Origin of the sequence: Stygiolobus azoricus (assembly GCF_009729035.1) — an archaeon.
GTDB classification, from domain to species: Archaea; Thermoproteota; Thermoprotei_A; order Sulfolobales; family Sulfolobaceae; genus Stygiolobus; species Stygiolobus azoricus.
This window is the reverse complement of record NZ_CP045483.1, coordinates 1452476-1478051: the sequence shown is the minus strand read 5'-3', so window position 1 is coordinate 1478051 and position 25576 is coordinate 1452476. Positions and strand designations below refer to the sequence as shown.

General features: G+C 39.0%; 26 protein-coding genes. 11 read left to right on the top strand and 15 right to left on the bottom strand.

The annotated features are described in order from the left end of the window. Window positions 1-14 precede the first annotated feature (14 nt). Window positions 15-686, bottom strand: coding sequence for an A24 family peptidase C-terminal domain-containing protein (locus tag D1868_RS08115; protein ID WP_196770309.1), 672 nt, complete (start codon window positions 684-686; stop codon window positions 15-17). Between the two features lie 220 nt (window positions 687-906). On the opposite strand from D1868_RS08115, the gene D1868_RS08110 reads away from it, so the two are divergent. Beyond that, entirely contained in the window at window positions 907-2043 is a 1137-nt protein-coding gene (locus tag D1868_RS08110; protein ID WP_156007271.1) for an acyl-CoA dehydrogenase family protein, read from the top strand. On the opposite strand, the gene D1868_RS08105 is transcribed toward D1868_RS08110, so the two are convergent. After that, window positions 1991-3241, bottom strand: coding sequence for an SLC13 family permease (locus tag D1868_RS08105; protein WP_156007269.1), 1251 nt, complete (start codon window positions 3239-3241; stop codon window positions 1991-1993). The genes D1868_RS08110 and D1868_RS08105 overlap by 53 nt on opposite strands. Before the next feature lie 76 nt (window positions 3242-3317). On the opposite strand from D1868_RS08105, the gene D1868_RS08100 reads away from it, so the two are divergent. After that, the gene (locus D1868_RS08100; RefSeq protein WP_156007267.1) at window positions 3318-4427 is read left to right on the top strand and encodes an MFS transporter; all 1110 of its coding nucleotides are present in this window, start codon (window positions 3318-3320) and stop codon (window positions 4425-4427) included. On the opposite strand, the gene D1868_RS08095 is transcribed toward D1868_RS08100, so the two are convergent. The 5 genes from D1868_RS08095 to D1868_RS08075 all read right to left on the bottom strand — a co-directional run bounded on the left by D1868_RS08095 (window position 4396) and on the right by D1868_RS08075 (window position 9995). Then, window positions 4396-5340, bottom strand: a complete 945-nt coding sequence (locus tag D1868_RS08095) for an acyl-CoA thioesterase (protein ID WP_156007266.1) — start codon at window positions 5338-5340, stop codon at window positions 4396-4398. The two genes, D1868_RS08100 and D1868_RS08095, sit on opposite strands and share 32 nt — an antisense overlap. Further along, window positions 5318-5710: a hypothetical protein gene (locus D1868_RS08090; protein ID WP_156007264.1), complete on the bottom strand. Its 393-nt coding sequence runs from the start codon at window positions 5708-5710 to the stop codon at window positions 5318-5320. Before D1868_RS08090 ends, D1868_RS08095 begins: the two co-directional genes overlap by 23 nt. Window position 5711: 1 nt before the next feature. Beyond that, window positions 5712-7532: an ATP-binding protein gene (locus D1868_RS08085; RefSeq protein WP_156007262.1), complete on the bottom strand. Its 1821-nt coding sequence runs from the start codon at window positions 7530-7532 to the stop codon at window positions 5712-5714. After that, window positions 7525-8613, bottom strand: a complete 1089-nt coding sequence (locus tag D1868_RS08080) for a DNA double-strand break repair nuclease NurA (RefSeq protein ID WP_156007260.1) — start codon at window positions 8611-8613, stop codon at window positions 7525-7527. Before D1868_RS08080 ends, D1868_RS08085 begins: the two co-directional genes overlap by 8 nt. A 65-nt stretch (window positions 8614-8678) precedes the next feature. Next, window positions 8679-9995 (bottom strand): FAD-dependent oxidoreductase, encoded by a 1317-nt coding sequence (locus D1868_RS08075; protein ID WP_156007258.1) that lies wholly within the window; start codon window positions 9993-9995, stop codon window positions 8679-8681. Between the two features lie 54 nt (window positions 9996-10049). Between D1868_RS08075 and D1868_RS08070 the strand changes: the two genes are divergently transcribed. The 3 genes from D1868_RS08070 to cysS are packed head-to-tail and all read left to right on the top strand — an operon-like array spanning window position 10050 to window position 12809. Then, window positions 10050-10490, top strand: a complete 441-nt coding sequence (locus tag D1868_RS08070; RefSeq protein WP_156007256.1) for a hypothetical protein — start codon at window positions 10050-10052, stop codon at window positions 10488-10490. After that, window positions 10483-11409: a bifunctional phosphoglucose/phosphomannose isomerase gene (locus D1868_RS08065; protein ID WP_156007254.1), complete on the top strand. Its 927-nt coding sequence runs from the start codon at window positions 10483-10485 to the stop codon at window positions 11407-11409. The genes D1868_RS08070 and D1868_RS08065 overlap by 8 nt, the downstream gene beginning before the upstream one ends. After that, window positions 11406-12809 carry a cysteine--tRNA ligase gene (cysS, locus tag D1868_RS08060; protein ID WP_156007252.1) on the top strand — a complete coding sequence of 468 codons (1404 nt, stop codon included), beginning with the start codon at window positions 11406-11408 and terminating at the stop codon, window positions 12807-12809. Before D1868_RS08065 ends, cysS begins: the two co-directional genes overlap by 4 nt. A gap of 31 nt (window positions 12810-12840) precedes the next feature. Here the strand turns inward: cysS and D1868_RS08055 are convergent, their stop codons facing one another. Then, the gene (locus D1868_RS08055) at window positions 12841-14109 is read right to left on the bottom strand and encodes a Glu/Leu/Phe/Val family dehydrogenase (protein ID WP_156007250.1); all 1269 of its coding nucleotides are present in this window, start codon (window positions 14107-14109) and stop codon (window positions 12841-12843) included. 124 nt (window positions 14110-14233) lie between these two features. Next, window positions 14234-15511, bottom strand: a complete 1278-nt coding sequence (locus D1868_RS08050; protein WP_156007248.1) for a hypothetical protein — start codon at window positions 15509-15511, stop codon at window positions 14234-14236. Window positions 15512-15571: 60 nt separating this feature from the next. On the opposite strand from D1868_RS08050, the gene D1868_RS08045 reads away from it, so the two are divergent. Next, a complete protein-coding gene (locus D1868_RS08045; RefSeq protein ID WP_156007246.1) occupies window positions 15572-16000 on the top strand; it encodes an NUDIX hydrolase in 429 nt (142 codons plus the stop codon). A 13-nt stretch (window positions 16001-16013) separates the two neighbouring features. On the opposite strand, the gene D1868_RS08040 is transcribed toward D1868_RS08045, so the two are convergent. Continuing rightward, window positions 16014-16556, bottom strand: coding sequence for a hypothetical protein (locus D1868_RS08040; RefSeq protein WP_156007244.1), 543 nt, complete (start codon window positions 16554-16556; stop codon window positions 16014-16016). A gap of 136 nt (window positions 16557-16692) precedes the next feature. Here D1868_RS08040 and D1868_RS08035 point away from each other — a divergent pair, with 136 nt between their 5' ends. Next, window positions 16693-17664 carry a zinc ribbon domain-containing protein gene (locus tag D1868_RS08035; RefSeq protein WP_156007242.1) on the top strand — a complete coding sequence of 324 codons (972 nt, stop codon included), beginning with the start codon at window positions 16693-16695 and terminating at the stop codon, window positions 17662-17664. A 19-nt stretch (window positions 17665-17683) separates the two neighbouring features. Here the strand turns inward: D1868_RS08035 and cobA are convergent, their stop codons facing one another. Genes cobA through D1868_RS08015 form a run of 4 tightly spaced genes read right to left on the bottom strand, consistent with a single transcriptional unit; the run spans window position 17684 to window position 20117 of the window. After that, window positions 17684-18409 (bottom strand): uroporphyrinogen-III C-methyltransferase, encoded by a 726-nt coding sequence (cobA, locus tag D1868_RS08030; RefSeq protein WP_156007240.1) that lies wholly within the window; start codon window positions 18407-18409, stop codon window positions 17684-17686. Further along, a complete protein-coding gene (locus tag D1868_RS08025) occupies window positions 18406-18993 on the bottom strand; it encodes a hypothetical protein (protein WP_156007238.1) in 588 nt (195 codons plus the stop codon). Before D1868_RS08025 ends, cobA begins: the two co-directional genes overlap by 4 nt. Before the next feature lie 50 nt (window positions 18994-19043). Continuing rightward, the gene (locus tag D1868_RS08020; RefSeq protein ID WP_156007236.1) at window positions 19044-19286 is read right to left on the bottom strand and encodes a hypothetical protein; all 243 of its coding nucleotides are present in this window, start codon (window positions 19284-19286) and stop codon (window positions 19044-19046) included. Further along, complete coding sequence (locus D1868_RS08015; protein ID WP_156007235.1) at window positions 19287-20117, bottom strand: SIS domain-containing protein; 831 nt, start codon at window positions 20115-20117, stop codon at window positions 19287-19289. 34 nt (window positions 20118-20151) lie between these two features. Here D1868_RS08015 and D1868_RS08010 point away from each other — a divergent pair, with 34 nt between their 5' ends. From D1868_RS08010 to D1868_RS07990, 4 genes are all read left to right on the top strand, one after another. Beyond that, window positions 20152-21297, top strand: coding sequence for an amidohydrolase family protein (locus D1868_RS08010; RefSeq protein ID WP_156007233.1), 1146 nt, complete (start codon window positions 20152-20154; stop codon window positions 21295-21297). Continuing rightward, entirely contained in the window at window positions 21251-22021 is a 771-nt protein-coding gene (gene taw21 / locus D1868_RS08005) for a tRNA 4-demethylwyosine(37)-methyltransferase Taw21 (RefSeq protein ID WP_156007231.1), read from the top strand. Before D1868_RS08010 ends, taw21 begins: the two co-directional genes overlap by 47 nt. Before the next feature lie 283 nt (window positions 22022-22304). Then, the gene (locus D1868_RS07995; protein WP_156007992.1) at window positions 22305-23588 is read left to right on the top strand and encodes a glutamine synthetase family protein; all 1284 of its coding nucleotides are present in this window, start codon (window positions 22305-22307) and stop codon (window positions 23586-23588) included. Continuing rightward, window positions 23589-24581: an alcohol dehydrogenase catalytic domain-containing protein gene (locus tag D1868_RS07990; protein WP_156007227.1), complete on the top strand. Its 993-nt coding sequence runs from the start codon at window positions 23589-23591 to the stop codon at window positions 24579-24581. Here D1868_RS07990 and rtcA read toward each other — a convergent pair. Further along, entirely contained in the window at window positions 24568-25575 is a 1008-nt protein-coding gene (gene rtcA, locus D1868_RS07985; protein WP_156007225.1) for an RNA 3'-terminal phosphate cyclase, read from the bottom strand. The two genes, D1868_RS07990 and rtcA, sit on opposite strands and share 14 nt — an antisense overlap. Window position 25576: the final 1 nt, after the last annotated feature.

The following is a 25576-nucleotide window of genomic DNA, read 5'->3' as shown; positions in this document are numbered from 1 at the left end:
AACTATTTTTCCTCCTAAATCGGCAAACCTATTATTAAACTAATTACATACCCGGCTAATATGAAAGGAATGACTGGGACTCCCCAAACTACCCAAATTTCGTCATCCTCTTTAATTATTCCCTTATTCACGTATTCCTGAAATTTCTTCCTCCACTCTGCATCGTCTTCATCTACAGAAAAAGTTGTCCTCAATGAGACATTACCTTTTTCATCGATCTGTGTCAGGGGAAAAAGAAACTTAGAATTGAGAAAATCCCTGACTTTAATCCTCTTTCCAGATATCATTAAGCTAAGTTTGGTGGTAAACGGTAGGTCTCCATTTATATGACCGAGATTTCTTATCATATTACCTAAGGCTGTTATTCCTATCAAGAGTGAGGCGTAGAGAAGGATTACTAAAGGTTCGATTCCCTCTTCTGAGAGTTTCGGAAAGAAAAAGGGATAGACTACGGCGTTACCTAAGGAGAGTATAACTGATAAGAAAAGATCAGCTCCTCCCATTAATGCCAGTCTGTAAAACACGTAAATCATAACATTAGTGGTTATGACAGAGTATAAGTAGAGAAAGGGTATAACTAACTTATAATCGAAATATAAGAATAGTATTAACGGTGAGTAAATTAGCCAAACCTTGAGGTCAACCTCTCTGGTCTTGATGTCTAGAATCGATGTGTGAATTAGCATTACTAGAGTTAACACTACTTGTAGTAAGTATATTATATTCACGGCAGGAAGCCCTCCTCACACAGCCCTCTGCGAGGCAGTCAGAGGGCTAGATACCCCATCTGATTACATATAATAATTCCCTCTATTTAACTCTGATCGAATGAAAAGACGTCAGATATCGTTAATTTTATTCCCTCTAAAATTTTATATCACTTAAACTCTTTATACCTAAATAGCCATGTTTGAATTAAGTAAGGAATTAGAAGAGTATAGGTATAAAATTAGAGAATATGCTCAGAAAACTGTTAGAGAATATGCTAAATATATGGACGATACCAACGAAGGTGGAGATAAAATACTGAAAGATTTAGCTGAAATGAACTTGCTAGGCATGAAGGAGCCCACAAAATATGGTGGTCTCGGTCTAGGGGAAGTTGCATTCGCAATAGCTACGGAGGAATTAGGAGCTGAGAGCGGAGGTGCTTCTCACTCTCTACATACACAACACAACGCTTTACAACTCTTGATTTCAGTAGGGGGTGATGCAGCTCAAGAATGGATAGAGAAAGGAATAAAGGCAAAGGAAATATACGCCGTAGCATTAACAGAACCACAAGCCGGTTCTGATCTAGGCGCATTACAAACGACGGCGAAGCCTGATGGAGATGAGCTTGTCCTCAACGGAGAGAAAATATTCACTAGTGCCGCGTCGTTCTCTACAAAGATGGTAGTATTAGCTAGGACTAGCGGAAATCCTGGAGACAGGCAAGGAATATCCTTACTTCTTGTAGACTCCAAATTGCCCGGTGTTGAAATTCATAAGCTCGACCTAATGGGTATCAGAGGTGCTGGTGTGTCATATGTCAAGTTCAACAACGTTAGGATTCCGAAAGACAGTATAATAGGAAAAGAAGGCGATGCGTATAGAGGAGCCTTAAAGGCCCTGATGATCGGAAGAAATGGATATGCAGGAATTGCTGTGGGAATTGCAAGAGGAGCTTTAGATGAGGCAATCCAGAGGGCTCAGACCAGAAAGCAGTTCGGAAAGCCAATAATAGAGCAGGAGTGGATCGGCTTTAACCTAGCTGATGCTTACATAAAAGTTGAGGCTGCAAGGCTTCTAACCTGGAGAGCTGCCTCAATGTTTGATAAAGGATTAGAGGCACTTACAGAGGCTTCAATGGCTAAGTATTACGCTGCAGTAACTGCAACAGAGGTGACAAGACTAGCCCTTCATATATTTGGCGGCCACGGTCTTAACAGAGGATCTAAAGTGGAGAGATTATATAGAGATGCTAAAATCATGGAGATCGCAGAAGGTACTAATGAGATGCAGCTAGTAGCTGTATCAAGGCTGTTCCAGCCAAAGAAATAAACAAGTAGAGGACTGTGAAATTAACCAAGAGCACCGGAGTCGCGTATTTCATAAATTCAAAGAAATTGAAACTTTTTCCTCCTCTTATTTCTGACGCTTCTGATATAATCACGTTACTAGCAGCTCCTAATATTGTAAAATTTCCGGCTATAGTACTACCTGCCGCTAAAGCTAACCAGTTTATTATACTAGCGACTCCTAGCTGTTGCATTTCTGGTATGTATATAGCTACTAACGGTACGTTGCTTAGGACCTGACTCAAGGCTATGCTTGATACCATTATAGTCAGTACATTTGTTGGAGGGGGGATGAAGCTGTAAAGCAGATTGATTACTCCGCCTTGGAAGAGTCCCTCTGTGAATATAAAGAGTCCTATAAAGAAGAGAATAGTACTCCAATCTATTCTTTGGATTATGTTTCTCCTCTCTTTGCTCATAAAGAGAAGAAGAGAAGAGGTGACTAGCGAGCCTAAAACTATATCTATTCGCAGTGCGCTTAAGGCGAGGAAGAGTAGTACAGTTATTATGAGTAATATTAATGACAGATATGCCAGTCTTCTGTCCTTAATTTCTACTGGTTCTATATCGTCAATTACGACGTTCTTTAGCTTGTCCTTAAATAAGAAAACGATAACAAGATAAGATAAAATTAGGTTAACGAATGTCGGGACGATTAGTATTCCTATAAATAATAAAAAAGGTACATGTGCCTCAAGTAGGATAAGTAAGTTCTGAGGGTTTCCAGTTGGCATCATAACGCTTCCAATTGTTACTCCGAAAGCTAGAGTGTATAAGAAAGGGAGTTCGTCCATATTCATGGCCTTAGAAGCTTCTAACATGACTGGAGTCCAACTCGAGGCAACTCCGTCATTAGTCACAAGGTTAGAAAGGAGACCTGAGTAGAGAAGTATAAAAAATATTATCTTCCTTGGTTGTCTATATTTTGTCACTAATTTATATGCTAAATATCTCAGGAAACCAGAGATTTCAAGAGCTGAAGAAAAGGTAAAAATAGTTATGAGGAATATTATAACATCTAGATTGATACTAGAATAAGCTTGATCTACGCTTATAACTCCCGTTACAATCATTAATACCCCACCAAAGAACATTGACGCCCAAGGGGGTATTTTCGTAATACTCCTTAGTGCTATCATTAAATATGTAAAAATTGCTATAACGAGGGCTATAAACTCCATATGAAATATGAAGGGCGAAAGGATAATGAAATTAAGCCCTACATCTTTTAGGTTTATCACTCCTAACTAAAAAATCGTGAAGGTATTCATAGGTCAAGCGTTTATTGTTGCTGGGCTTACAATGCTCTCCCTTCTGTACCCTATCTCTCTATATAATGAGACACATTCAACAGCTTTACTCGGTCTTAGTATTACACTGAATAACTTAGCTGTTGCAGTAGGTTCCTATATATGGGGACTTCTTTTAGACAAGAGTAGGGAGAGATACTTTTACACTATATTACTTCCACTAAGTGGTTTGTTAATTTCATTTATAATATTTAGGACATCGTTCGGCCTCCTAGGCTACTCTTTAGTAGGGTTTTTCTCGGCACTCGATTCTCCTTTATACTCAGTTATTCTCTTAGAGCAACTAACGCCTGAAACGATTGTTGTAGGCAATTCTAGACTTTCTCAACTTTCATTAGCTGGGAATATAGCAGGTAGTATCCTCGGTGCGGTTTTACCTCATTTCGAAATTCCCTTAATCTTATTTGCACTTGGTACTGTGATAAATGCGATAGTCATCCCGCGTTATAAGGGTGAAATAAGGGAGGATAAAAACGAGAGAATAAGAGAGTTTAAGATACTGTTAAAGCCTCTAATATCATTCTCTATGTTCAATCTTTCTGCTGAGATTTTTTACGTTATGTTTATCCCTCTCCTTACGATCTATAAAGTACCATCTTGGACTTACTTTCTCTCATATACCGCATTGTACATTTTGGACGAGTATGTTTATTACAAATCACCTCAGATGGTAAAGGATAACGAATTGTATTATGCTTTCTCAGTGATATCATTACGGTCGTCGATAGTTCTAGCGCTAGGATTCTTAGTGTTTTTCTCTATAAACTTATCCTATGGGATAATGCCAGTATTTCTAGTATTTGGTTCCAGCTATCCTATATACAGTACGGCTTTCTTCTCACTTATGTTCAAGAACTTAAGTAAAAACAGAGGCGCTATAATAGGATTGTTTAACGCAGGGGAAAACTTAGCTAGTGCTGCTGGTAGTATACTTTCAGCCTTCGTAAACCCTCATTCTATTTCCCAAGCATATTTCATATCCTTCTTCGGTTTTGTAATATCCTTCTTCATGTTTTATGATTACATCAATAGTGTGAAAGTAACTTCTTCCGCCTGAGTAAAGCCTCTTCGAAGATCCTTTTTTCCTTATCGTTTTGTGGTATATGAGGTTTCAGCTTTACCGGTCTTCCAGAGTTGTCTATCCTGACGTAGTTGAAGTAAGCGGTAGTTACGTGTTCTTTACTCATGTTTTCGGGATCTATTCTAATTACGTTTATAGTAGTCTCGAGGGAGGTGTTTCCCACGTAACTAATCCCAGCTCTCATTTCCAGAATGTCTCCCAATCTGACTGGAGTGTAAAAACTCATACTATTAGCCGAAACAGTGACTACTGTATCACCCTTTCCGTACCCCTCATAACCTATGTAGTTTAGACCTAAGGCTCCGCCCAAGTCGTCCATTACTTTAAGCATCTTTCCGGCGGATATTATCTTACCGTCATAAGTCATATCCGGCGTCACGTAGATTGTTGATATAAGTCTATAAGTCAGTCCCTCTGTTGGATCGCTTACGTTATACCTTGAAGACGTGTTAACTTTTCTGTTTTTCCTCCTCTCCAATGCAATTTCGTACTTTTTCTTCTCTTCCTCGTTATCAGGTTGTATTTTCGTATCAACAACCGTCGGTCTAAGGAGGTCGTCCACCTTAACGTAAACTCCAGTAGCTTCCACTAACGTCTCATCCCCCTTTACAGCTCTCATACTTACTTCCATTGATGTATTCCCTACATACTCCGTTTCAGCTTCAACTGTTATTATGTCGCCTAGGAGGATAGGTTTCTTAAAGATGACGTCATCAAGAGAAGCCAGTACGGCTAATCCTTTAGCTACTTTCATCGCTGATAACATCCCTATGTCGACTAGAAAGTTCAGCATGTCACCTCCGTGTAATCTGCCCATGTAATTTGTGTGTTCGTAATGAATGACTTTAATAGCCGTTACTTTGGTGTCAGAGATTTTTAAAAACTGCATCTGTTATCTCATCTACTACTTTCAAATACTTCTTATCAATTTTACTGTAATCTAACACATAATCTCTTAGTTGATCTAGTATGTTCCTCCAATTATTCTTTATATTTTTAGCAACGTCCTCAGGTAAGCTCTCCAATTCAACTCTCTTTTCAGATGCTGAGAAAAAGGGTAGGTACTCGTCTTCGGATAGGCTTATTATAGCAAGCCCTCTTCTATCTAAAATATATTCGTGAGTCCCTTTTTTAGCTAAGGAAATCCCGATATCGTCTGTTGGCGGTATTAATTTCATCAGAGTTTTAAGGAATTCTATAACAGATTCTTTGTCTCCTTTAGTTTTCATTTTCTTAATGACTAATTCCAGCTCTCCCATTTCACGTCGCCTTTGACAAATCGTAATGCCCAAGTGGTGGCGGAACTGGGACTTTTATCTTTACCTTCCCCTCCCTAAGCCAAGGGGAGATCAAATAGGCTACCCCGTTTTTCTCCCAGCTAAGAGTCTTAGCTTCACTTCTTGATAATCCCATTGCCTCAGCTACTTCAGCTTTTATCCTGAATATAACTTTTGTGTTTGCCAATTGGACAATAATATCAGATAAATCCGCAGGGTTATGTGTTGAAAATATAAACCCTATCTTTCTCCTCCTCCCTAGTCTCATCATCATTGCTATTTTTCCTGCTACTCTCCTTACGTAGTTTGCGTCTTCTTCTCCTCCCTTTACGGAAGGGAAGAACTTATGAGCCTCATCAACTATGAGTATTATTCTATCCTTCAAGAGGCCGCTTTTCATTTGTTTCTCTCTAACATCAAATATCTTGTCAAGCATGTAGTAAGTGAGAATTTTCTGAGAGAAATCGTCTATTTCGCTATTATATAAATCAAATACTAGAATTTTCTTACTACTGTTTGAGAGGATGATCGATAAGGGCACCCTCTCGGCACCTACATCGAAAAGGCCAGTCTCCTTAAGTAAATAAAGCCCCCTCAAGATGTTTTCCTTCGTGCTCTTATGGATGCTTATATGTTCAAGATCCTCTTTTTCGAAACCTTCAATAAGGTCTGAGAGCGATTCGTACTTTCTTCCTTCCCTTTTCATCAAGATCTTAAGGAACTGCGTTGCTTGTTCTGAGAAGTATGGATTAAGCCTAGGTAGTATACTTCTAGCTTCCTTAAACCTGAAATAAAAAGGATAGATCTCGGTCTCAGCTTTCCACTCGCTATTTGATATTACTATTTTCCCCTTATCTACAGAAACGTAGAACGTATATCCTTTTCTCTCTAAGTATCTCACTATGGGTTCCACATACAACTTATAGTAGGCCGTAGTGATAGATAAGAGGTCTTTTTTACCGTTAGTATATTTTTTCAACCACCTTTTTGTTACAGGGTAAATTATCCCGAGGTCTATTCCAGTCATTCGTGAGTAGAGTGACTCGAACATGCTCACGCTCTGTTTCACAGTCTTATTTGTTTTATCTGGAGGAAGGAAAATGTGATAATAATCACCGGTAGCGTCGAATATTAACGCTCTAGTATCATCAGCAGCCTTGTAAATCCCTGCTATTAAGTCCTTAACAAATGAGGTTTTTCCAGCTCCAGTAGTTCCCAAAAGTAACATGTGATAATTTAGATCATCTAAGCTTATTGCTACTTTAACTTGACTAGACTGGTTATCTAAGTAGCCTAGTTTCAATAGACCCCGGTTAGTGTCTAGAGATCTTTCTATTATCTCAGGTTGAGGGATTATGACAGGGGATTGAGGTTCTATTACGATATCTGCAGCTTCAGGTTCTGTAGATTCTAATACGTTTACCTTGGTTAACATTTCACACTTTACAACTACGTTTGAGATCAGTGAGCCAGGCTCTTCTTCACCAGTATCATTCGACGAGATTATCGGGGAGTCTGAAAAAAGCAGGGATGAAACATCGCTCCTCTCATAGCCAACTACCCTAAGTAATACGAAATACAAGGACTTAATATCGACAGCACCTAATAACACCCCTACTTTGCCGAGGAAAGGGTATTTATAATAAGTCGTGGCGTCAATAATTACATTAGTAATGTAATTCTCTTCATCAACTTTATTCGGTATACTTCTCGCTACTCTCCCGACAATGACTCCTAGAGTTATAGCTAGGGCTTTAGCTTTTTCTATCTTATCTTTAATAGTATTGGAAATGTCCTCAGACAACGTTTAGCACCTCAAACTTTCCTCTGAAGCTCTCTTGTAGTCCTATACGTTCAAGTGAGAATGCTATGTAACGTAATATTCCCGAAGAAAGTTCTTTTGCTGTTTTGTCGGCTAATGCTAGGACGATGGGTATACCGTCTAGTGTAAATTTTAGTGACGATATTCTCTCTATTGCATCTCTAGTGAATGACTCGATTCTCAAGAGGGAGAACTTAGGAATGTATTTGTGTATCGGGTAAATTAAATAATTTACGTATATTTTAACTCCTTCTGTTACCTCCTTAATTAGAGGACCTACACTCAATGTAGGATAGGGAGGAGTGTAGTTAAACCTTACAAGTTGAAATAAGAAAGCCTCATCTGAAATGAACCCTCTAGGATCAACCTTATATTTCGCTAATATTTCCGTGGCTTTGGAGGACAAAGATCTAACCAATAAGTCGGATTTATCAAGTCTCTTCACTACTCCTATGTAGTTTTGGTCTAGGACTTTAACACGTTCTTTTATAATATTCTTTTTAACTTTTTCCGGTAGGAACGTATAAGAGGGAAAAAGAGGTCCATCTACGATAATTAATCCTTTGTTTTTCAACTTCTTCAAAGCTTCGGTTTCAAGGATCGCCCTCAACTCTGTTTCTATTCTCTCCGGCTCAGTTGTTGACTGAAATGGTGCTCCGTCAAGGGAGACAGTAGTTACGTATTTTGATGAATATAAATATGCATTAATACCCTTGGAGAAAGAAGAAGACGCAAGGGCTATAAAAGGCTTGTTTAGATCAAGGTTACTTATTCCGAAGAGTCCGGGATAGGCGCCATATAAGGGTTTGGATAACGAAGAAACCCCGAGTGTCACTATGCTGATTATTCCTCCAGCGGAAGTTAAACTTCTGCTACTGCTGTCAACAGCAAAGACTTCTCCGTTTAATTTCCTAGGTGTTATCTCTGTTAGGATGTCATTAGAAGCTAAAGTAGCTGGACTCTCAACTAAGGAGGGGTCTACGCTATATACATTAAAGTACTCCCTAATGTATTTTTGTATTACCTCGTCGAGTATTACAGTAAGTTCATAAGTATTACTCATGCTTTGATTAACTTAATTGACGAAATATTTAAATATGGCGTATTACCCATGGGTATTACCTCTTCTCAATCTTCCATTATTTTCCTTATTGCTACGATGACTGGATCCCATACTCTTGATATTGCCGGTAGGTAACCCATTTCTATGAAGAACGTATCTTCGATGGTAAACCCTTTCATGATTGCAGCTGCCATCATGTCTATCCTCCCTAGCACTTCTTCTTCGCCTACGATTTGAGCCCCTAGAATCCTCTTAGTTTCCTCGTCGGCTATGACTTTCACATGAATGTCTTTTGCACCGGGATAATACCTAGCTCTTGTCTTTCCGGTTATTGTAGCAGAAACTGGGTGAAACCCATACTTTTTAGCTTCTTCTTCCTGAAGTCCTACCCTACCTATGTAATACTCCTTATACTTCGTAATTTGTGTGTTAACGACACCAGGGAATTTCATCGGCTCTCCCCCAATATTACTACCAGCTACGTAACCCATCTTGTTCGCAACCGGAGCAAAAGGAACCCAGTAAGGCTTCCCTGTTACTATGTTAACGCTTTCTGTGTTATCACCTGCAGAGTAAACTTCTCTATAATTCGTTCTCATGTACTCGTCTACTTTTATTGCTCCTGTTGTTCCTAGTTGGATTTTGTCTTTTACCAGATCTACGTTAGGTTCTACTCCTATTGCTACGATAGTACCGTCCACCTCGTATTTTCCCTTATCTGTAATAATCAGTCTTCCCCCTTGTTTGATCTCAATAACTTTCTCTCCAAGTCTCAACTCAACGTCCCTTGAAATTCTATCCGTGATGACTTTTCCTAACTCTTGGTCTAGACTTTTATTTAACAAATACTCGCCACGGTGTATGAGGAGTACTTTTTTATCCCTCTGTGTTAAAGCCTCTGCAGCTTCAACACCCAATATTCCTCCCCCTATTATTGCGATAGTGTTAAGAGACCACAGCTTTTGCCTTAAGCTCACAGCTTCGGCCGGATGGTGAATATAGAACACTCTGTCGTTCCCTTCACTCGGCAGCCTTTTCGGCTTAGACCCAGTGCTTATAACTAAATAATCGTATTCACTTTTCATCTTACCGTCTTTTCCTTCGGCGTACACTACTCTGGAACTCAGGTCTATCTCTGTCACTCTTGTATTGATTCTCACGTTGATTTTCCTGTTTTCAATAAAGAACTGGGGGGTGTATGTCATAAACAAGTTTTCGTCATCAAATAATCCTTCAATGAAATAAGGAATTCCGCAAGGGGCATGGCTTACCATTTTCGTAGCTTCGAAGACTTCTATCTCCATTTGTGGCTTTAATCTTCTAGCCCTACTTGAAGCACTCATTCCAGCGGCTCCGCCACCTATTACGACTAATTTCTCCATATTATCTATTAAATGAAGAAAGACCTTATTATATTGTATCTTGTAATATCATTTATGGAGAAAGCTCTACTCTTCGATAATTTAATTAAGAAGCTAGATGAATTAAGTGCTACATCTCTGTCGTTTAACGAGAACGAGGTAGTTAAATTCCTAAGGGCTGAGACGAAGAAACAAAGGGACTTGCTAAAGAAGTTTGAGGATTCTATATCTTCACAGAAATGGGATGAAGCCCTTGCTAGTTTTATACTTTTGACCCAAAGGATCAACATAATATTTATTTACATATTTCAGCCAGCTAACATCTCGTTATTAACAACGGAGAGTAAAGTATCCCCTTACTTAGAAGAGTATATCTCATTAGCTTCCTTAATAATATCCTCTGGAGTTTTAGAATTGAGACCAAATCTTAAGAAGATAGGAGTCGAAAGTATAAATGTCTCTATAGCTACAAACCCACCATCAGTGAATCTTAGTATGGTGGTAAAAAGTGAATAATATTTATGAGAGATGGGCTGACTTTTTTTCCGATGCTCTAAACAGTCAAGTTCATGAATTAGGAAAGTCCGAAAAAATAGCCTATTTCGGTATAGGAGGAAGCGGAATCCCTGGAGAAGCACTAAAACTTCTTTCCTTACCCGTCCCTTATGAGGTATTTAGGGGATATAAGGTAAAAGTAGATGAGAAGACTACAGTCTTTGCTGTGAGTTATTCCGGAAATACTACTGAGACACTCGTTGCATTAAAGGAGGCAGAAAGGCAAGGTGTAAGAAAGGTAGTGATTATAACTAGCGGAGGAAAATTGTTAGAATATGCGAAAGCAAAAGGATACCCTTTTTTAATCCTTCCTAGAGGTCTTCAGACCAGGTACGTATTCCCTTACATTTTCACTTATCTTATTAAACTAATAAACAACACTTTAGGTGTGGGGTATAAAGAAAGGGAGCTTTTGGAGGGAGTTACGGAGAGTCAAGCCAAGGTAAAAGAGATTGCAACTGACCTTGCTTCAAAAATTAAAGGTAAGATCCCAGTGTTTTACGCTTCTGATTTACTACCGATAGCTGAAAGGTTTAAGCAAGAGGTAAATGAGAACGCAAAATATCCAGCTTTCTTTTCTCAATTACCCGAAGCCAACCATAATGAAATAGAACTTTATTCTGAGAACTATCCATTTCACTTTCAGCCAGTAGTTTTCCCTTCAGATATAATTGACGAGAAGACAGCTGAGCTAATCAATGCGATTACTATAAGACCGTTTTATTCTTCGCCATTAAAAATTATCTCAAGTATGTTTCTATTAGCTGGTTTTACATCTGTGAAATTGGCAGAACTTATGGGATTAAAGCCGGAGGAGTTAAGGTTAATTCCTAAAATAAGGGAGATAACATATAAGGCATTTGAAAGGGAGTTATCATGATTAAGATTTTCAACACTATGGGAAAAAAACTAGAGGAACTTCAAACAGTAGAACCGAATACGGTTAAGATGTACGTATGTGGTCCCACAGTTTATGACTACGTTCACATAGGTCACGGTAGGACTTTTGTAGCCTTCGATGCGATGGTAAGATACTTAAAGCTAAGAGGATACAACGTAATAAGAGTCCAAAACATAACTGACATTGACGATAAGATAATTAAGAAAGCTCAAGATACGGGTAAAGATTGGACTGAAATAGTAGACTTTTACCTAAAGGACTATATCGACGCTATGGGTCAGCTCAAAGTAGAAATAGATCAACATCCTAGAGTTTCAACTCATATTAAGGAGATAACCGAGTTCATCCAAGGGCTTATTAATAAAGGTCATGCATACGTAGCTCCCAGTGGTAGCGTGTATTTCGATGTTGATACTTTCCCCAGTTACGGTCTTTTATCGGGGACGAAAAAGGAGGAGTGGAATCAGGGAGAAGAATTCATGAAAGAGAAGAGACACCCGTACGACTTCGCTTTGTGGAAAGCTTGGAAACCCGGTGAGCCTTATTGGGAGTCTCCATGGGGGAAGGGTAGACCGGGATGGCACATAGAGTGCTCTACAATGTCTACGAGGTATTTGGGAGAGCAGTTCGATATTCACGGTGGTGGGGTAGATCTAGTTTTCCCCCACCATGAAAACGAGAGAGCACAGTCTGAAGCATTATTGGGCAAAACATGGGTAAAGTATTGGGTTCATGTATCTTACCTCACCATCAATAAGGAGAAGATGAGTAAATCTTTAAAGAACATTATTCCCTTGAACGAGGCAATCAAGAAATGGGGAACTAATACTCTCAGGTATTGGTTTTTGACAGCCAAGTATAGAAACACAATAGATTTTAGTGAAGACTCACTTTCCCAAGCATCCACATCCCTGAGGAGGTTAAAAGACGCAATGGGCGTATTAAGGGGGATCATAAAGGCTGGACCAAAATATTACTCCAATGACGAACAAGTTAAAACCCAGAGAAAAATTATCAGCCTTATACAAAAGTTCCACGAAGCTCTTAGCGAAGACTTTGATACTGCAACAGCACTATCCTATATCCATGAAATAGCTACCATTGTGTTTAACGAGATACAAACCTCAGAAGATTTCATGGGGGCTATGTTGGCCTTAGACGCGTTTAGGCAGTTTAACTATGTTTATGGCGTTATGGATGAAGAGTTCAATCTAGCTTACGACAATTTGAACAAGGTTATTGACGCTGTGGTCGAGGTCAGGAATATACTCAGGGCAAAGAAGATGTATGATCTTAGCGATCAGATCAGAGATGTATTGAGTAAAGCTGGGATAAAATTATTGGATTCTAAAGACAAGACCACGTGGAGATTTGAATAAAAAGAATTTAAAAAAGTTGTTACGTCATTATCTAGATCATTCCTCTTACCTTCATAGCATTTACTACTCTTTCAACAGCTAAGGCCATTGCAGCCATTCTGAGGTCTTGGTCTCCAAGTTTTTTATGCATCTCATAAACACTGTTAAACGCTTTTTCCATTCTAGATATTATGAGTCTTTTAGCCTCTTCTTCTTCCATAATTTCTCCCATCTTGTTGTTTGCCCATTCCACGTAACTACCTACTACTCCTCCTGCGTTAGCTAAAATATCGGGGACTACTGGTATTCCTCTATTTTTCATAACTAGATCCGCGTCAGCTGTGAGAGGTCCGTTAGCACCTTCAACTATCATTTTAGCCTTTACTTTGTCAGCATTAAATTTATGAATTACGTTTTCCAGTGCAGCAGGTATTAGGATGTCACACTCTGAAGTAAGAAGCTCATCGTTTGTTACCTTTTTCCCAGTAGGATAGTTGATTACAGAGCCAGTCTTCTCCTTGGTTTCTATCATTTTATTAATATCAATTCCGTTAGGGTCTATTACCCCTCCCTTAGAGTCACTTACTCCTATAATTTTAGCTCCCATGTCTTGCAGGAATTTAGCAGTAAAACTACCGACGTTCCCGAATCCTTGTATTATTACTCTTGCACCTTCTATGCCACCTATAAACTTTGATGCAGCTTCTTTAGCCACGGTTGCTACACCTAATCCAGTACTGTAGTTTCTGGTCTCCAGTCCTCCTAATTCCACGGGTTTACCGGTAAAGGTTGCGTAGTCAGCTTTTCCAGTTATTTTTATGTATTCATCTATGAACCACGCCATTGTTTGAGGATTTGTATTAACATCTGGGGCTGGAATATCTATGTCACTACCGATATACTTATATAATGTATCAATATATCTTCTAGACAACATTTCCAATTCTTCTAATGAAAGTTTACTTGGATCGACCCTTATTCCTCCTTTTCCTCCACCGTAAGGTAATAAGAGAAGGGAGTTCTTCCATGTCATCATCATTGATAATGCGATAACTTCATCCTGAGTCACGTTAGGATGGTATCTGATTCCTCCTTTATATGGACCTAACGCACTATTGTGCTGGGATCTCCAACCTATAAAAGTCTTAACTTTGCCATCCTTTCCCTTGATCTCTATCTTGACTTGAATAACCCTCTCTGGTTGAGATAATGTTTCTAAAACATCTTGTGGAAGTCCTAAAATTTCGCCTACTCTATATAACTTTTTTACTTGTTGGTCATAAAGGTTAGAAGTAAGAGTAGTTTGAACAGCTTCTGTCATAACTCTTCATGATCCCTTCTCTATTGGAAAAATTTATTTCTTTGCAATAGACGCATATAAGCTTTTGATTATTAATGTAAAGACACAAGTGATAAATCGTTTGGTTTTAAAAAAGATTAAAACATTATCTTTGTCTTAACACAACTATTAACGCTGAAATAACTACCGATATAATCACAGTAATTAGTATAGCGGTTGGCAGGTTTACAGGCTCATATGGTAATGTAGTATATAAGGGCTTAGTTAGAGTAGGATATTGAGAATCTAAACTTACGTATTCATTCGATACTAATTTAAACATTACTGTAATGTTCTTGAGACCTACTGAGTACACGCTTTGTTGTAATAATGTTCCGTCACTAGAGAAGTAGACGTAAAGTATTACTGATGCTTGCGGAACTGAAGAATTTTGATAATATTTATACACATACGCTTTTACGTATGTACCGTTAATGGTTTTAATATAGGTAGTGTTTATGAGCGTTAAGTTCACTCCCTTCCACATTATCGTACTATTACCCACATTATTTACGAAAGTCAGTTGCTCTTTATAGTATGGTGCAAAAACGGCGACGAAGCTAATTGGCTGGGGAATATTTCCTAAGTTGGCCGGAACTACCAAACTTCCTTGCTGAGGGTATAGTAAGTAGTTTATCTGGACTAAGTAGTCACCAACTTGATAAGGGTAATATACCTCTAAATAATATTCAGGAGTTAAGCTGTCAGTTTCAAAGTTGTTAATGTATTGAATATAAAGGTAAGGTTTTCCGATCCCTGTTAGAGAAGGGGTACTAAACGTTATATTAACGGGATTAGAGTAGGACACTAACCACATTGTGATTTGCGAACCGTTTTCACTTGAATAACTTGTATTCGCAATAAGACCGTTTTTCAAAATTACGTAATATTGTGAATAAGTCTGGTTGAAATAGACTATATATGCTGACGCTGTCACATTCTTATTCATTATAGTAACATTTGTGGGCCCCACATAATGGAGATCCCATCTCCCTTCAGTGGTGTTGAGCCCGTATGTATTGTTAAATTCTAAGAAAGGTGGAATGAAAGGGTAATGAAGGGAGAACAATTCGCTAAATATATTAACGCTAAAGTTACCTAATCCACCAATCACATAGCTCATGTTCTTAGTGAAATTACCGCTCACACTTACAGATAAAGTAGTATTCTCTATTGAAGTGACTTCGTAATTAACACTAAAAATTGTAGTAATCTTGGTATTGTTCAGAGTCTTTTGAGCTACTACATGATAAGTCAAGTCTTTATATATTGTTAATGAAGGAATTTGGACTGTTTGGTAAGGTTCAGTTGTAGTAGCATTACTTATAATAGCCATGGGGGCAAGAAGAATTAATGCGATTAAAAGTACTAAATAACCTTTCATCACATTACACGAGTATATAGTATATATTAACTTTTATCCAAGGTAGAACTTTTAATCTCTATGAATTTGCCTAGGATAGCTGTCGGATGCGTAATATTTGACTCTGATAGGAAAGTATTACTAGTAAAGAGGAAACATCCACCTAATCAAGGCTCTTGGGCTATTCCAGGGGGTAAGGTAAATTTTGGTGAGCTAATTGAGGAAGCGTTGAGAAGAGAGATGATGGAAGAAATATCAGTAACAGTTAGACCCAAAGAATTGATGGCTATTGTGGAAATTATTAAGGAGGGGTTCCATTATGTTATATTGGACTTCGTTTGTGAAATCACTAACGGTGATGTAAAGGCTGGTTCTGATGCTGCGGATGCAAGGTTTTTCTCTATAGATGAAATGAAAAAGGTTTCTATAAGTCCAACTACACTAGAAATGATAGAGAAGTATTTAAAGGGGGAGAAGACCCCTTTGTGGATTGTAGAACGAGAAAAATGAGGATCTTAGTCTTCTACAATTCTCCGTTTATCACTGTGTAGATTACATAGGCTATAGTAACTAGGGCTATTCCTATATTAATGACCCTCTCGAGCTTTTCCGTGACATAGTGTAACGATACACCTACGATAAACATTGCTATTGTTGATACTAGTATAAATAATGCCACATAGACAATTCCTATCGGAAGCGTAGTCTCTGAAGCTAGTACAGCAACAACTACCTTTGACGGAGTTATCGCGAATGCTCCTTGCAGGATCCCCGAACCTTTAGGTGATATCTCAAATTCCTTACCTACAACCTCTCCGTAAATTAAGATAATCGCGAAGATTATAGCTATCACATCACCAGCTAATATCCCGTAAAACTGGAATTGATTAAAAAGTAAGATTAATGGTATAGCGATTATTGCGAAACCAACACCGTGAGAAGCTCCAAAGGCTAGATAATCCTTGGGGTTGTTCATTATTCTCATGGTAACTATGTGATCAGGCTCTAATGAGTGAGTCAGTGCGAGAGTTATAACCAAACCTATAATGAGAAAGCTTAGAGGCATTTTCCTAACCTAACAATCCTATGTAGTTAAAATAATTTAAGAGCTGGTGAGATAAATCTTCCTCTCTAGTAAGAAATGTGTTGTTATAAGTATGTTTCCTAAATGTTTATTATCTATAATTGTTATTAAGATTATAATGAGCTATCCTCCTTCAGGCTATCCCCCTTATGGTTCAGGCGGTTATCCGCCTACTGGATATCCACCTAACTATCCTCAACCTTCTGGCTATCCATATGGTGGAAATCCTCAACCCAATGCTATGTTCAATATGATGATGTGCATGCAGCCCATAGGGCTAGGTGGCAAACAACAGATGATACCTATACAGAGGCCTATTGATTTACAACCTGTAATTCAACAAATTGTGATGTACCTAATGGGGCAAGGTTTTCAAGTTTTTCCAATGGTAGGGCAGTATATGGCTGTAATTCAAGCACAACATTCTAGCTTCTTGGGGATGATTACTGACTCGAATAAAGCTTATACCATTAGAATTTGTGAAGGCCCTAACATGATCATGGTAGAAACGGGTATGACTAACCTATTGCAAGATTTAATACCTTTAGTAGGAAGTGCGGGAGTCGCAACAGTTTCGGACACGGATTTGCATAACTCTCTACTAACTCTAGCTAGTGGTGGGCTTACAGCTGTAGATGCCTACAATTTAGTAAAGGACTTCATGCAGGAAGACCAGATTATGAATACTATTATGATGGCTATAATGATGGCTCAGTCTTCAGCACCTCCACAATCCTCCTATCAACAATATCCTCAGCCTTATCCCCAGCAACTACCACAATCCTCCTATCAGCAATATCCTCCCCAACCACCTCAATCCACTCCTCCCCAACAATCCGTCAACACGTCTGGGATGAACCAACCATCAATCACTCCATCATCAGTGACTCAACCTTCTACATCAGCCCCCCGAGCTCAGCTTCAGAAAGCCGTTACGAAGTGTTGGAAGTGTGGTGCTGAAGTAGATTCTAACGCAAAGTTCTGCCCTAACTGCGGTGCATCGTTGACTCCATTAAAATGTCCTAAATGTGGTTATGTAAATTCAGCTGGAGCCAAATTCTGTAGTAATTGCGGCTCTCCGTTACAGTAATAACGACGAAGTTTTACCTCTACTCTTTAAGAGTAAGCAAATCCATTAGTGATACTGTCTCACCGATAACTATGACAGCAGGTGACTTTACTCCTTCCCTTTTTATAATTTCTGGTAGCTCATTTAATGTACCAGTAAAAACTCTTTGCTGTTTAGTTGTGCCTTTTTCAATTACAGCTACTTTCTCTTTTCCGCTTCTGACCTTCATTAATACTTTAGTTAACTCGTCTATTACGTGAATACCCATAAGTATAATAATAGTCCCTTTTCTTGGTATATACTCCTCTGAAATTAATCCACCGTCTTTTGTCGTCCCCGTAATTACCGTGAAACCTGAAGAACTTTCCACCAGTCTGCTGGTTACTGGGATTCTTGCATATGTAGGAACACCTATCGCACTTGTTACTCCCGGTACTATCTCACATTTTATTCCGTGCCTTAAGACATAGATACATTCCTCCTCTCCTCGTCCAAAGACAAATGGATCTCCGCCTTTTAACCTCACGACTTTTTTCCCTTCTTTAGCTTTTCGAACCAACAGCTCGTTTATATAATCTTGAAGCTTTGCGTCTCCTAACTCTTTCCCGACGTATATTAATTCCGCGTTCAGACCTTCTAATAACTCTTGTGGAACTAATCTATCGTATATTATTACATCAGCTATCCTTAAGATTTTCAATGCTTTGACCGTAATTAATTCAGGGTCCCCAGGGCCTGCACCGACTATGTAAACTATACCGTTCATATTGCATTTACTCTCTTAATGATATAAAAGCCGAATATTGCACCTTCAGGAAATTTTACGCCGTAAACCATTAGTAGGACGTAATTCACTACTTCTAGTTGAGGAATTCCGAATAATTGGGACGCTATATAGATTACAAAGAAGTATAAAATGTCTCCAACGAAACCTAAGGAATAGAGTACGACCTTTTCTATGAATTTAAAAGACGAGATCACATATCCTATAAGGAAACCTCCTATTGCCATGCTCGTAAAAGAGAGAATGTAAAGAAGTTGAACCGTTTCCTCCAATACGAACAACGTGGGTGTTAACCAAGGGATAATCATTAATGTACCTATAATTACTCCCAATAGAGCGTATTTCCTCAAGAGAATAGCTGTAACTGGGGTTCTATCACCGTTCTCTTCTTCAATTATTTTATCTCTACTGACCGAGTTTAGGACATACCACCCCAATATACCCCCACCTATCACCGGACCTTGATAAGCTAATAATTTCTCAATAGGGTCTCCAATAATGTAAATTAATACTGATACTATCAGTATTGATATTGAAAGATATTTTGAGAATCTCAAATAATCCATTTCGTATCAAAGTATATTTTGTCCTCCAACCTAAAATTCATTATCAGGATTTATGGTAGATAAACTTTATATATCAATTTATCTCCTTCGTCTTGTTTTGAAAGGATTTTAACTCCCTTATCTTTCATGGCTTCAGCCCACATTTCCACTTGATCTGCTTGAACTCCCTTAATAGCAATTATCTCTACTTCTTGATTACCACCCTCCGAAAGCCAAAACCTCATTATGGTAAGAGCAGGTGAACTGGAACCACACTTAGTATCGCTTTGCCTTAGGTCTAAAGTTTTAGCCATTTAGTATATCATCTCTGAACTAATATTTAGGATCTTTTTATCATCCAAAAAACAAATTCTATTCCAGTTTTCCCTTTTCATCTTTTCAATTATTGCAAGAATGACAGTAAGTGCGTTACAAAAAGCATCATTACACTCAGTTAAGTAGACGTAGGTAAAGTCTATGAGTTGTTTGAGTCTTCTTTCTCTTCCACTTCCACTATTCAAAAGTACTATTTGCCTACCTCTTGTAGAGAATATAGGAGAATGAGGAAATAATTCTAACTTTTCGTAGTTTGCGGTCTCGCAGAAAATCTCGTTTAATTTCAAAACCGAGTAGTAAGCTATACCGTAGTTTTCTCCTTGACCGACGAAGAATGGTTTTTCTCGTAGTTCAAAACTCTTAGCCTTGATGTAATCTTTGGTAATTTCAATACCAAAAAGTGAATAAACAGCAGATAAGGCCAGAAGGAATGACAAGGTACCAGGTAATGTGACATCACTTTTATAGGGTATTAGAATGATGTCAGTAGAGTTTTCAGCAAGGGGTGAATTGGGGTTAGCCGTGACGGCTATTACTTTTCTCCCTTCTTTTCTCTTCATTTTAGCTAGCTCAACGTTTGTCTTAGTCCTTCCAGATATCGAGACTATAACGTAAGGTCTATCCGAGTTTATGTATAAGGCGTCGTATGGGTCTGCTGCGATAGCTTTCCTATTTGTCTTTCCTTCCAAAGCGAGAGCTACGGCATAGGAGTCTCCGGCACCCACTACAATCCCAGAGGTAATTTTTTGTTCAACTTCTATAGGGTGGAATTTCTTTACCTCGTCTTCTATTAACTCGATGTAGTTCATTAGTCTTATATTTTACCCTCCAGTATTTAATACCATGAAAACCATAATAAGGGCTGGCTTCGCCTTAGGTGCTGGCAAACCACTAAGAAAAGTTTACGTTGGTTTACAAGACTCTAAGATAGACGTAGTATCTCACGATGAGCTCACTGGTTATGAGGATGCAGAACTCGATATAGGTGGATGGGATAGAATTGTATCACCGGGTTTTATAACAATTCACACTTACTTGTCTCTCTACCCATTCAGATTTAGAATCTTCACTGGTAGGGAAAACGCTAATCAGCTTCTCTCAACTTTCTCGTCTAATGATGCTTATTACTTCTCCTTGTTGGGAGCTTATCATCTTCTAAAACAAGGTGTTACTACAGTAGGATTTAGCGGAAATCATTTAGATATAGTAGCTAGAGCTGTGTCGGAAGTGGGTCTAAGACCGATTATAATAGTTCCCGTTGGTTGTAGTAATTCACCTAGCGACTGGGAAAAAGAGTTCAGGACACTGTTCAATAGATGGTCTCATAAAGGAGCCAATAATGTAATCCTGAAAGTTTGTGATCAGTCCTTACTGAGGGACGCAGTTGAACTGGCTAAGGAAAACGAAATTGTCGTTCTTGTTGATAACAAGGTGTATCTCACAGAGGACATAGATTACGACCAAATAATAGGGTTAGGTGGTGGGTCAAGGTTAGATCTAGAGGTAATAAGAAAGAAGGGCTTTAAGTTGTCATTTACACCCTCTTACGAGGTATCTAAGTTTCCTCTAAGCGAGTATAAACCATCCGTATCATTAGACCTTGTACCATCATTTGACATCCGCCACGAGTTGGCTTATACCTCTACAAGGCTTTTACTTACAGCTGAAGATGCTTTCCATTCAATGACAGATTGGGGTTATTCTCAATTAAAAATGAACTCTGGAGTCCTGAATACGGGATATACTGCTGATTTAGCTATATTCCAGTACTCTGAACCTCCAGCATTTCCTTTAGACAATGTATCTCCTTATGAGACCCTGATTTACTCGAGTTATTCATTAGAGACAGTGATAGTGAACGGTGAGCCCGTGTTAGACGGAGGTTTACCATTAAACGTGGGGTTAAAAGACGTTGAAGAGGGCATCAGGAGGTTAGAGGAAATTGATAGAAAAACTGGCGAAAGAACTAGGTCTCTGGAAAAAGGTTGAGGTAGTAGGAGACATCGCCATAATCGGAATCCCTTTTGACAAAGACGTTGAAGAAGTAAGAAAGTTAGCGGAAGTAATTCTCGAAAAAATTCCTTACGTTAAGTCAGTGTGGGGTAAGTATAGGGACATTAAAGGGGACTTCAGACTATCAACAACAGTCCATTTAGCCGGTGAGAAAAGGAGTGAGACTATTTATAAAGAGTACGGGTGTAGGTTCTTCCTAGACATAAGCAAGGTTTTTTATTCATCTAAACTTTCCTACGAGCACATAAGGGTTGCAAAACTTGTGAGGAAAGGGGAAGTAATCATAAATATGTTCTCAGGCTATGGACCGTTTTCGATACTTTCTTACGTTATAGGTGGTGCCTCAACTGTCTATTCTATTGACATCAATCCTTTTGCTTATTATTATATGATGGCTAACGTTGATCTAAACAAGGCTTTCGGGGTTATCCCTATTTACGGAGACGCTTTTAAGAAAATGGATTATCTCCCGTATAATGTAGATAGAATATTGGCTCCTCTCCCAGAGAAGGCTGAAGAAGCTTATGAGGTAGCTATACCTCATTTGAAGCCAGGTGGGATATTGCACTTATACACTGAAATAGAGGGCAACGACCCTATTAGTATAGCAAAGAGTAAATACCCTAACGTAGTCTTTGCTAGGATTGTAAGGAGTGTGAAACCAAAAGTTTATCATGTAGTTGTTGACATTAAAAAGTAATTAAGGACTCTATGGTAGACATCTATACCATAATGTTATTAGGATATGAAGTATCCCAAAGGAAGCGCGTTAATCTGGGAATTTATACGCTTAAATTTTATCGTAAGAAGGGAAAGACACCCGAAGGTTATCTATATATAGTAACCTTATTGAAAGATGGAAAAGTGGTCGAGTCTGGTATTTTCGGTGATTACAAAAACGCCGTTATTTACGCAGGTCAGATCTTCATGCGTTTTCGTTGAATGCTTTTATATAAAGTAATAGTTAGGATAGTTTGAGCAAATTGATCAGGGATGAAGTACTGGAGATACTAAAATCCGGAAAAGTAGACTATGTAAGGGTAGTCTTCGTTGATATTTTAGGAAATATAAGAGGAAGATCTTTAAGGAGGGCAGAGTTCGAAAAGGTATTAGAGGGAAAGGGAGTCGAGTATTCCGAGTCATTACTGTTTCTCGATTATAGAGATACACCGATAAAACACACATATGGTGATATGTTCGCGCAGCCCGACATCTCAACCTTTGCTATTATTCCCTACTTAGAAAGGACGGCTAGAGTAATGAGCTATTTGACTGAAAGTGATGGCTCTCCCCATAACCTTTGCACAAGGTCTCTCCTTAATCGTTCCATGGAGAAGTTGATGGACAGTGGAATAAAACTGGAAGTCGCCTTTGAACCGACCTTTTACCTTATAAACTTCAAGGACGGGAAACCTCTACCTGCAGATGAAGCAAGAGCGTTCTCTCTTGAAGGGCTTATGGAACAACAGAATTTCTTAAGGGATTTAATTAAAAATCTTGAGAGTGTCAATACTCAGGTTCAATACATCAATAAACACTATGGACCAGGTCAGTACGAAATTACCTTCACGATGTCAAATGCATTAACCGCTTCTGACTCTTTAGTTACTGCTAGAGAAATAATACGCGACACCGCAAGGTATTATAAGTTGTACTCCACCTTCATGCCAAAGCCCTTTAGGAATTACCCGAGTAGCAGTATGGACGTTTACATTAAGCTCTTGGATTTAACTGGGAGGCCCATTGGTATCGACGTTAACGACCCGAAAGGATTGGGATTGAGCAAAACTTTCTATAACTTTTTGGCAGGTATACTTGATCATATAGGCTCAATAATGACTATTGCAGCCCCTACTGTAAACTCATATAAGAGATTTAAAGAGATAGTTACACCAACAATCGCTGGCATAGGAAACGAGAGGCACTACATAATAAGGATCCCGTCAACGTATAAGGATTACGGGGTAATCGAGTTCAGGTTGGCAGATCCCCTAGCAAATCCATATTTACTTCTATCCGCAATCATTCACGCGGGTCTAGACGGAATAGAAAGAGGTTTAGACGTAGATGTTAATTACAGCGTAGTAACATTACCGACGAGTTTAAGGGGGGCTATTAACAGCCTAGATCGTGACACCAAGTTAAAATATGCACTGGGTCAAGACCTCATTAACACGTTTATAGAGATTAAAAGGAAGGAGTTAGATGATTACGAGAACGAGATAACAGATTGGGAGATACTCGCATATCTTAAGTCGGGATGGTAAATGAAGGCGGCTGTTTTTTTAGAAAAAGGTAGGCCCCTTCAAATAATGGACGTGCCTGAGCCGAAACTAAACCCTGGTGAGATCCTTTTAAGAGTTAAGGCTTCTGGGCTCTGTCACGGTGACATTCACTTAATTTTCGGTGAATGGGAGAACGACATAACCGTGAAGACTCCCGTCATCTTGGGGCATGAAATAGTAGGTGAGGTTGTGGAAGGAGGTAACAAGTTCAAGAGAGGGGATCAAGTTCTCGTATACAGCTCGATAGGTTGCGGTAGGTGTAAGTACTGTAGAAGGGGAGATAGGCAGTTTTGTGAGTCCGTGAGAGTCATAGGGGTTCATACGGACGGAGGGTTTGCAGAATATGTAAAAGTTCCCTCTGAGGAGTACTTATTCAAAGTAAGCGGAAATTACATATCCGCAGCACCTTTAGCTGATGCTGGAATAACTGCCTATAATGCCACGAAAGGGATAGGGGAAGGAGATAGAGTATTGGTGATAGGGGTAGGATCAGTAGCTTTACTGGCTATTCAACTACTTAAATTGAAAAACGCTGAGGTCACCGTAATAGGGAGGAATTTGATAAGGTTGAGTAAGGCGGAGAGTTTGGGAGCCGATGAAGTATTAGCGATGAAAAAGAAAGACCCTCCATTCTCTCCAGTAGCCGGAAAGAAATTCGACTATGTACTGGATTTCGTTGGAAACGATCAAACGCTTGAAGACGCTCCTTGGTTATTAAGTAGAGAAGGGGAATTAAGAATAATCGGTGAATACGGTGGTCATTTACAAATCCCTGAACAACTAATAGTCTTAAGGGGGTTAAGGATGAGGGGAATATTATATGGTAATATGGATGATATGGTTGAGGTAATTAAGCTATTTGAAGCTGGAAAGCTCAAAACTTTATCGGTTCCCTATAAACTTGAGGAGATTAATGAGGCAATAAACGATCTTCTAGAGGAGAGAATAGTTGGAAGGGCTGTTATTTTGCCTTAAATAAGTATGGTGATTCACCTATTATTTCAACGCTTACGTTTAGAAACTTCTTTATTATTTCGGCATTAGTCCTTGCATGTTGAGTTAAATATGATGATGTATACTCTCCACCGTACAGTGAAGCGTAAAGCATTAACATATCTCCCATATGACTGTCGGTTGCAGCACCAGTCTTCAACTCTTTGACTAGGAGCTCTGCAGCCTCCTCTCCTACAACCTCTGCTCTCTTTCCTCTTTCTCCTAAAGAGTCTGCACCAATAATACTGTTCTCTCCTATTGCACTGAGGGTTATCCCACTCCCCTTACTAATCTCATTCTCTCTTATGTCTAAATCGATCGAGACCTCAACTCCCAGTTTGGCGAGAATTGACATCGCAGAAGTTTTCTGCCTTTCAGCTATATGAGATGGGAGTGAGGACACATGTGAAATTCCTATTATCCTTACCAGTTTTCCAAAGGTGTTTATAGAAAAGGATGTAGGATCAGCCTTAAAGTTCTTTATTATAACCTCACCACCCCCTTCTGGGTAATGACCTCTTTTGACAACGTTAATGTCTCCTCTTATTCCTATTTTGGTAAGTAATGGCAGGAACACAAGCCTTATATAGTCGATAGTAGGAGACTTAGGTACATCTGTCCCTCCGATTAGCCTTATCTCTATTTTTCTGTTAAGGATGATTGGCAATACTGTTTGAAGCACTAGGGTAACGCTTCCAGCAGTGCCTATATTAAATGTGAAGTGTCCTGATTCAACAATATCCTGAGGCTCAAAAATGAGTTCAGTTGAACCCACGAAGTCTCCCTTGGTCTTAGCGTTGGTCAAAGCCTTAACAGCTTCTACGGCTGTCAAGTGTTGTCTCTGTAACCCAGGTTTCTGTCTTTTAGCTCTAACGTTGTAGATCCTAAAAGGTTTTTTTGTTAGAGCCGATAGTGTCAATGATGTTCTGAGTATTTGACCTCCACCTTCACCGTAAGATCCATCTATCTCGATCATT

What these genes read in the sequence shown, in the direction of transcription:
- D1868_RS08115 (WP_196770309.1), bottom strand. Translation starts at nt 686, where the DNA reads ATGCTAATTCACACATCGATTCTAGACATCAAGACCAGAGAGGTTGAC.
- D1868_RS08110 (WP_156007271.1), top strand. Translation starts at nt 907, where the DNA reads ATGTTTGAATTAAGTAAGGAATTAGAAGAGTATAGGTATAAAATTAGA.
- D1868_RS08105 (WP_156007269.1), bottom strand. Translation starts at nt 3,241, where the DNA reads ATGGAGTTTATAGCCCTCGTTATAGCAATTTTTACATATTTAATGATA.
- D1868_RS08095 (WP_156007266.1), bottom strand. Translation starts at nt 5,340, where the DNA reads ATGCAGTTTTTAAAAATCTCTGACACCAAAGTAACGGCTATTAAAGTC.
- D1868_RS08090 (WP_156007264.1), bottom strand. Translation starts at nt 5,710, where the DNA reads ATGGGAGAGCTGGAATTAGTCATTAAGAAAATGAAAACTAAAGGAGAC.
- D1868_RS08080 (WP_156007260.1), bottom strand. Translation starts at nt 8,613, where the DNA reads ATGAGTAATACTTATGAACTTACTGTAATACTCGACGAGGTAATACAA.
- D1868_RS08075 (WP_156007258.1), bottom strand. Translation starts at nt 9,995, where the DNA reads ATGGAGAAATTAGTCGTAATAGGTGGCGGAGCCGCTGGAATGAGTGCT.
- D1868_RS08070 (WP_156007256.1), top strand. Translation starts at nt 10,050, where the DNA reads ATGGAGAAAGCTCTACTCTTCGATAATTTAATTAAGAAGCTAGATGAA.
- cysS (WP_156007252.1), top strand. Translation starts at nt 11,406, where the DNA reads ATGATTAAGATTTTCAACACTATGGGAAAAAAACTAGAGGAACTTCAA.
- D1868_RS08055 (WP_156007250.1), bottom strand. Translation starts at nt 14,109, where the DNA reads ATGACAGAAGCTGTTCAAACTACTCTTACTTCTAACCTTTATGACCAA.
- D1868_RS08050 (WP_156007248.1), bottom strand. Translation starts at nt 15,511, where the DNA reads ATGAAAGGTTATTTAGTACTTTTAATCGCATTAATTCTTCTTGCCCCC.
- D1868_RS08045 (WP_156007246.1), top strand. Translation starts at nt 15,572, where the DNA reads ATGAATTTGCCTAGGATAGCTGTCGGATGCGTAATATTTGACTCTGAT.
- D1868_RS08040 (WP_156007244.1), bottom strand. Translation starts at nt 16,556, where the DNA reads ATGCCTCTAAGCTTTCTCATTATAGGTTTGGTTATAACTCTCGCACTG.
- D1868_RS08035 (WP_156007242.1), top strand. Translation starts at nt 16,693, where the DNA reads ATGAGCTATCCTCCTTCAGGCTATCCCCCTTATGGTTCAGGCGGTTAT.
- cobA (WP_156007240.1), bottom strand. Translation starts at nt 18,409, where the DNA reads ATGAACGGTATAGTTTACATAGTCGGTGCAGGCCCTGGGGACCCTGAA.
- D1868_RS08025 (WP_156007238.1), bottom strand. Translation starts at nt 18,993, where the DNA reads ATGGATTATTTGAGATTCTCAAAATATCTTTCAATATCAATACTGATA.
- D1868_RS08020 (WP_156007236.1), bottom strand. Translation starts at nt 19,286, where the DNA reads ATGGCTAAAACTTTAGACCTAAGGCAAAGCGATACTAAGTGTGGTTCC.
- D1868_RS08015 (WP_156007235.1), bottom strand. Translation starts at nt 20,117, where the DNA reads ATGAACTACATCGAGTTAATAGAAGACGAGGTAAAGAAATTCCACCCT.
- D1868_RS08010 (WP_156007233.1), top strand. Translation starts at nt 20,152, where the DNA reads ATGAAAACCATAATAAGGGCTGGCTTCGCCTTAGGTGCTGGCAAACCA.
- D1868_RS07990 (WP_156007227.1), top strand. Translation starts at nt 23,589, where the DNA reads ATGAAGGCGGCTGTTTTTTTAGAAAAAGGTAGGCCCCTTCAAATAATG.
- rtcA (WP_156007225.1), bottom strand. Translation starts at nt 25,575, where the DNA reads ATGATCGAGATAGATGGATCTTACGGTGAAGGTGGAGGTCAAATACTC.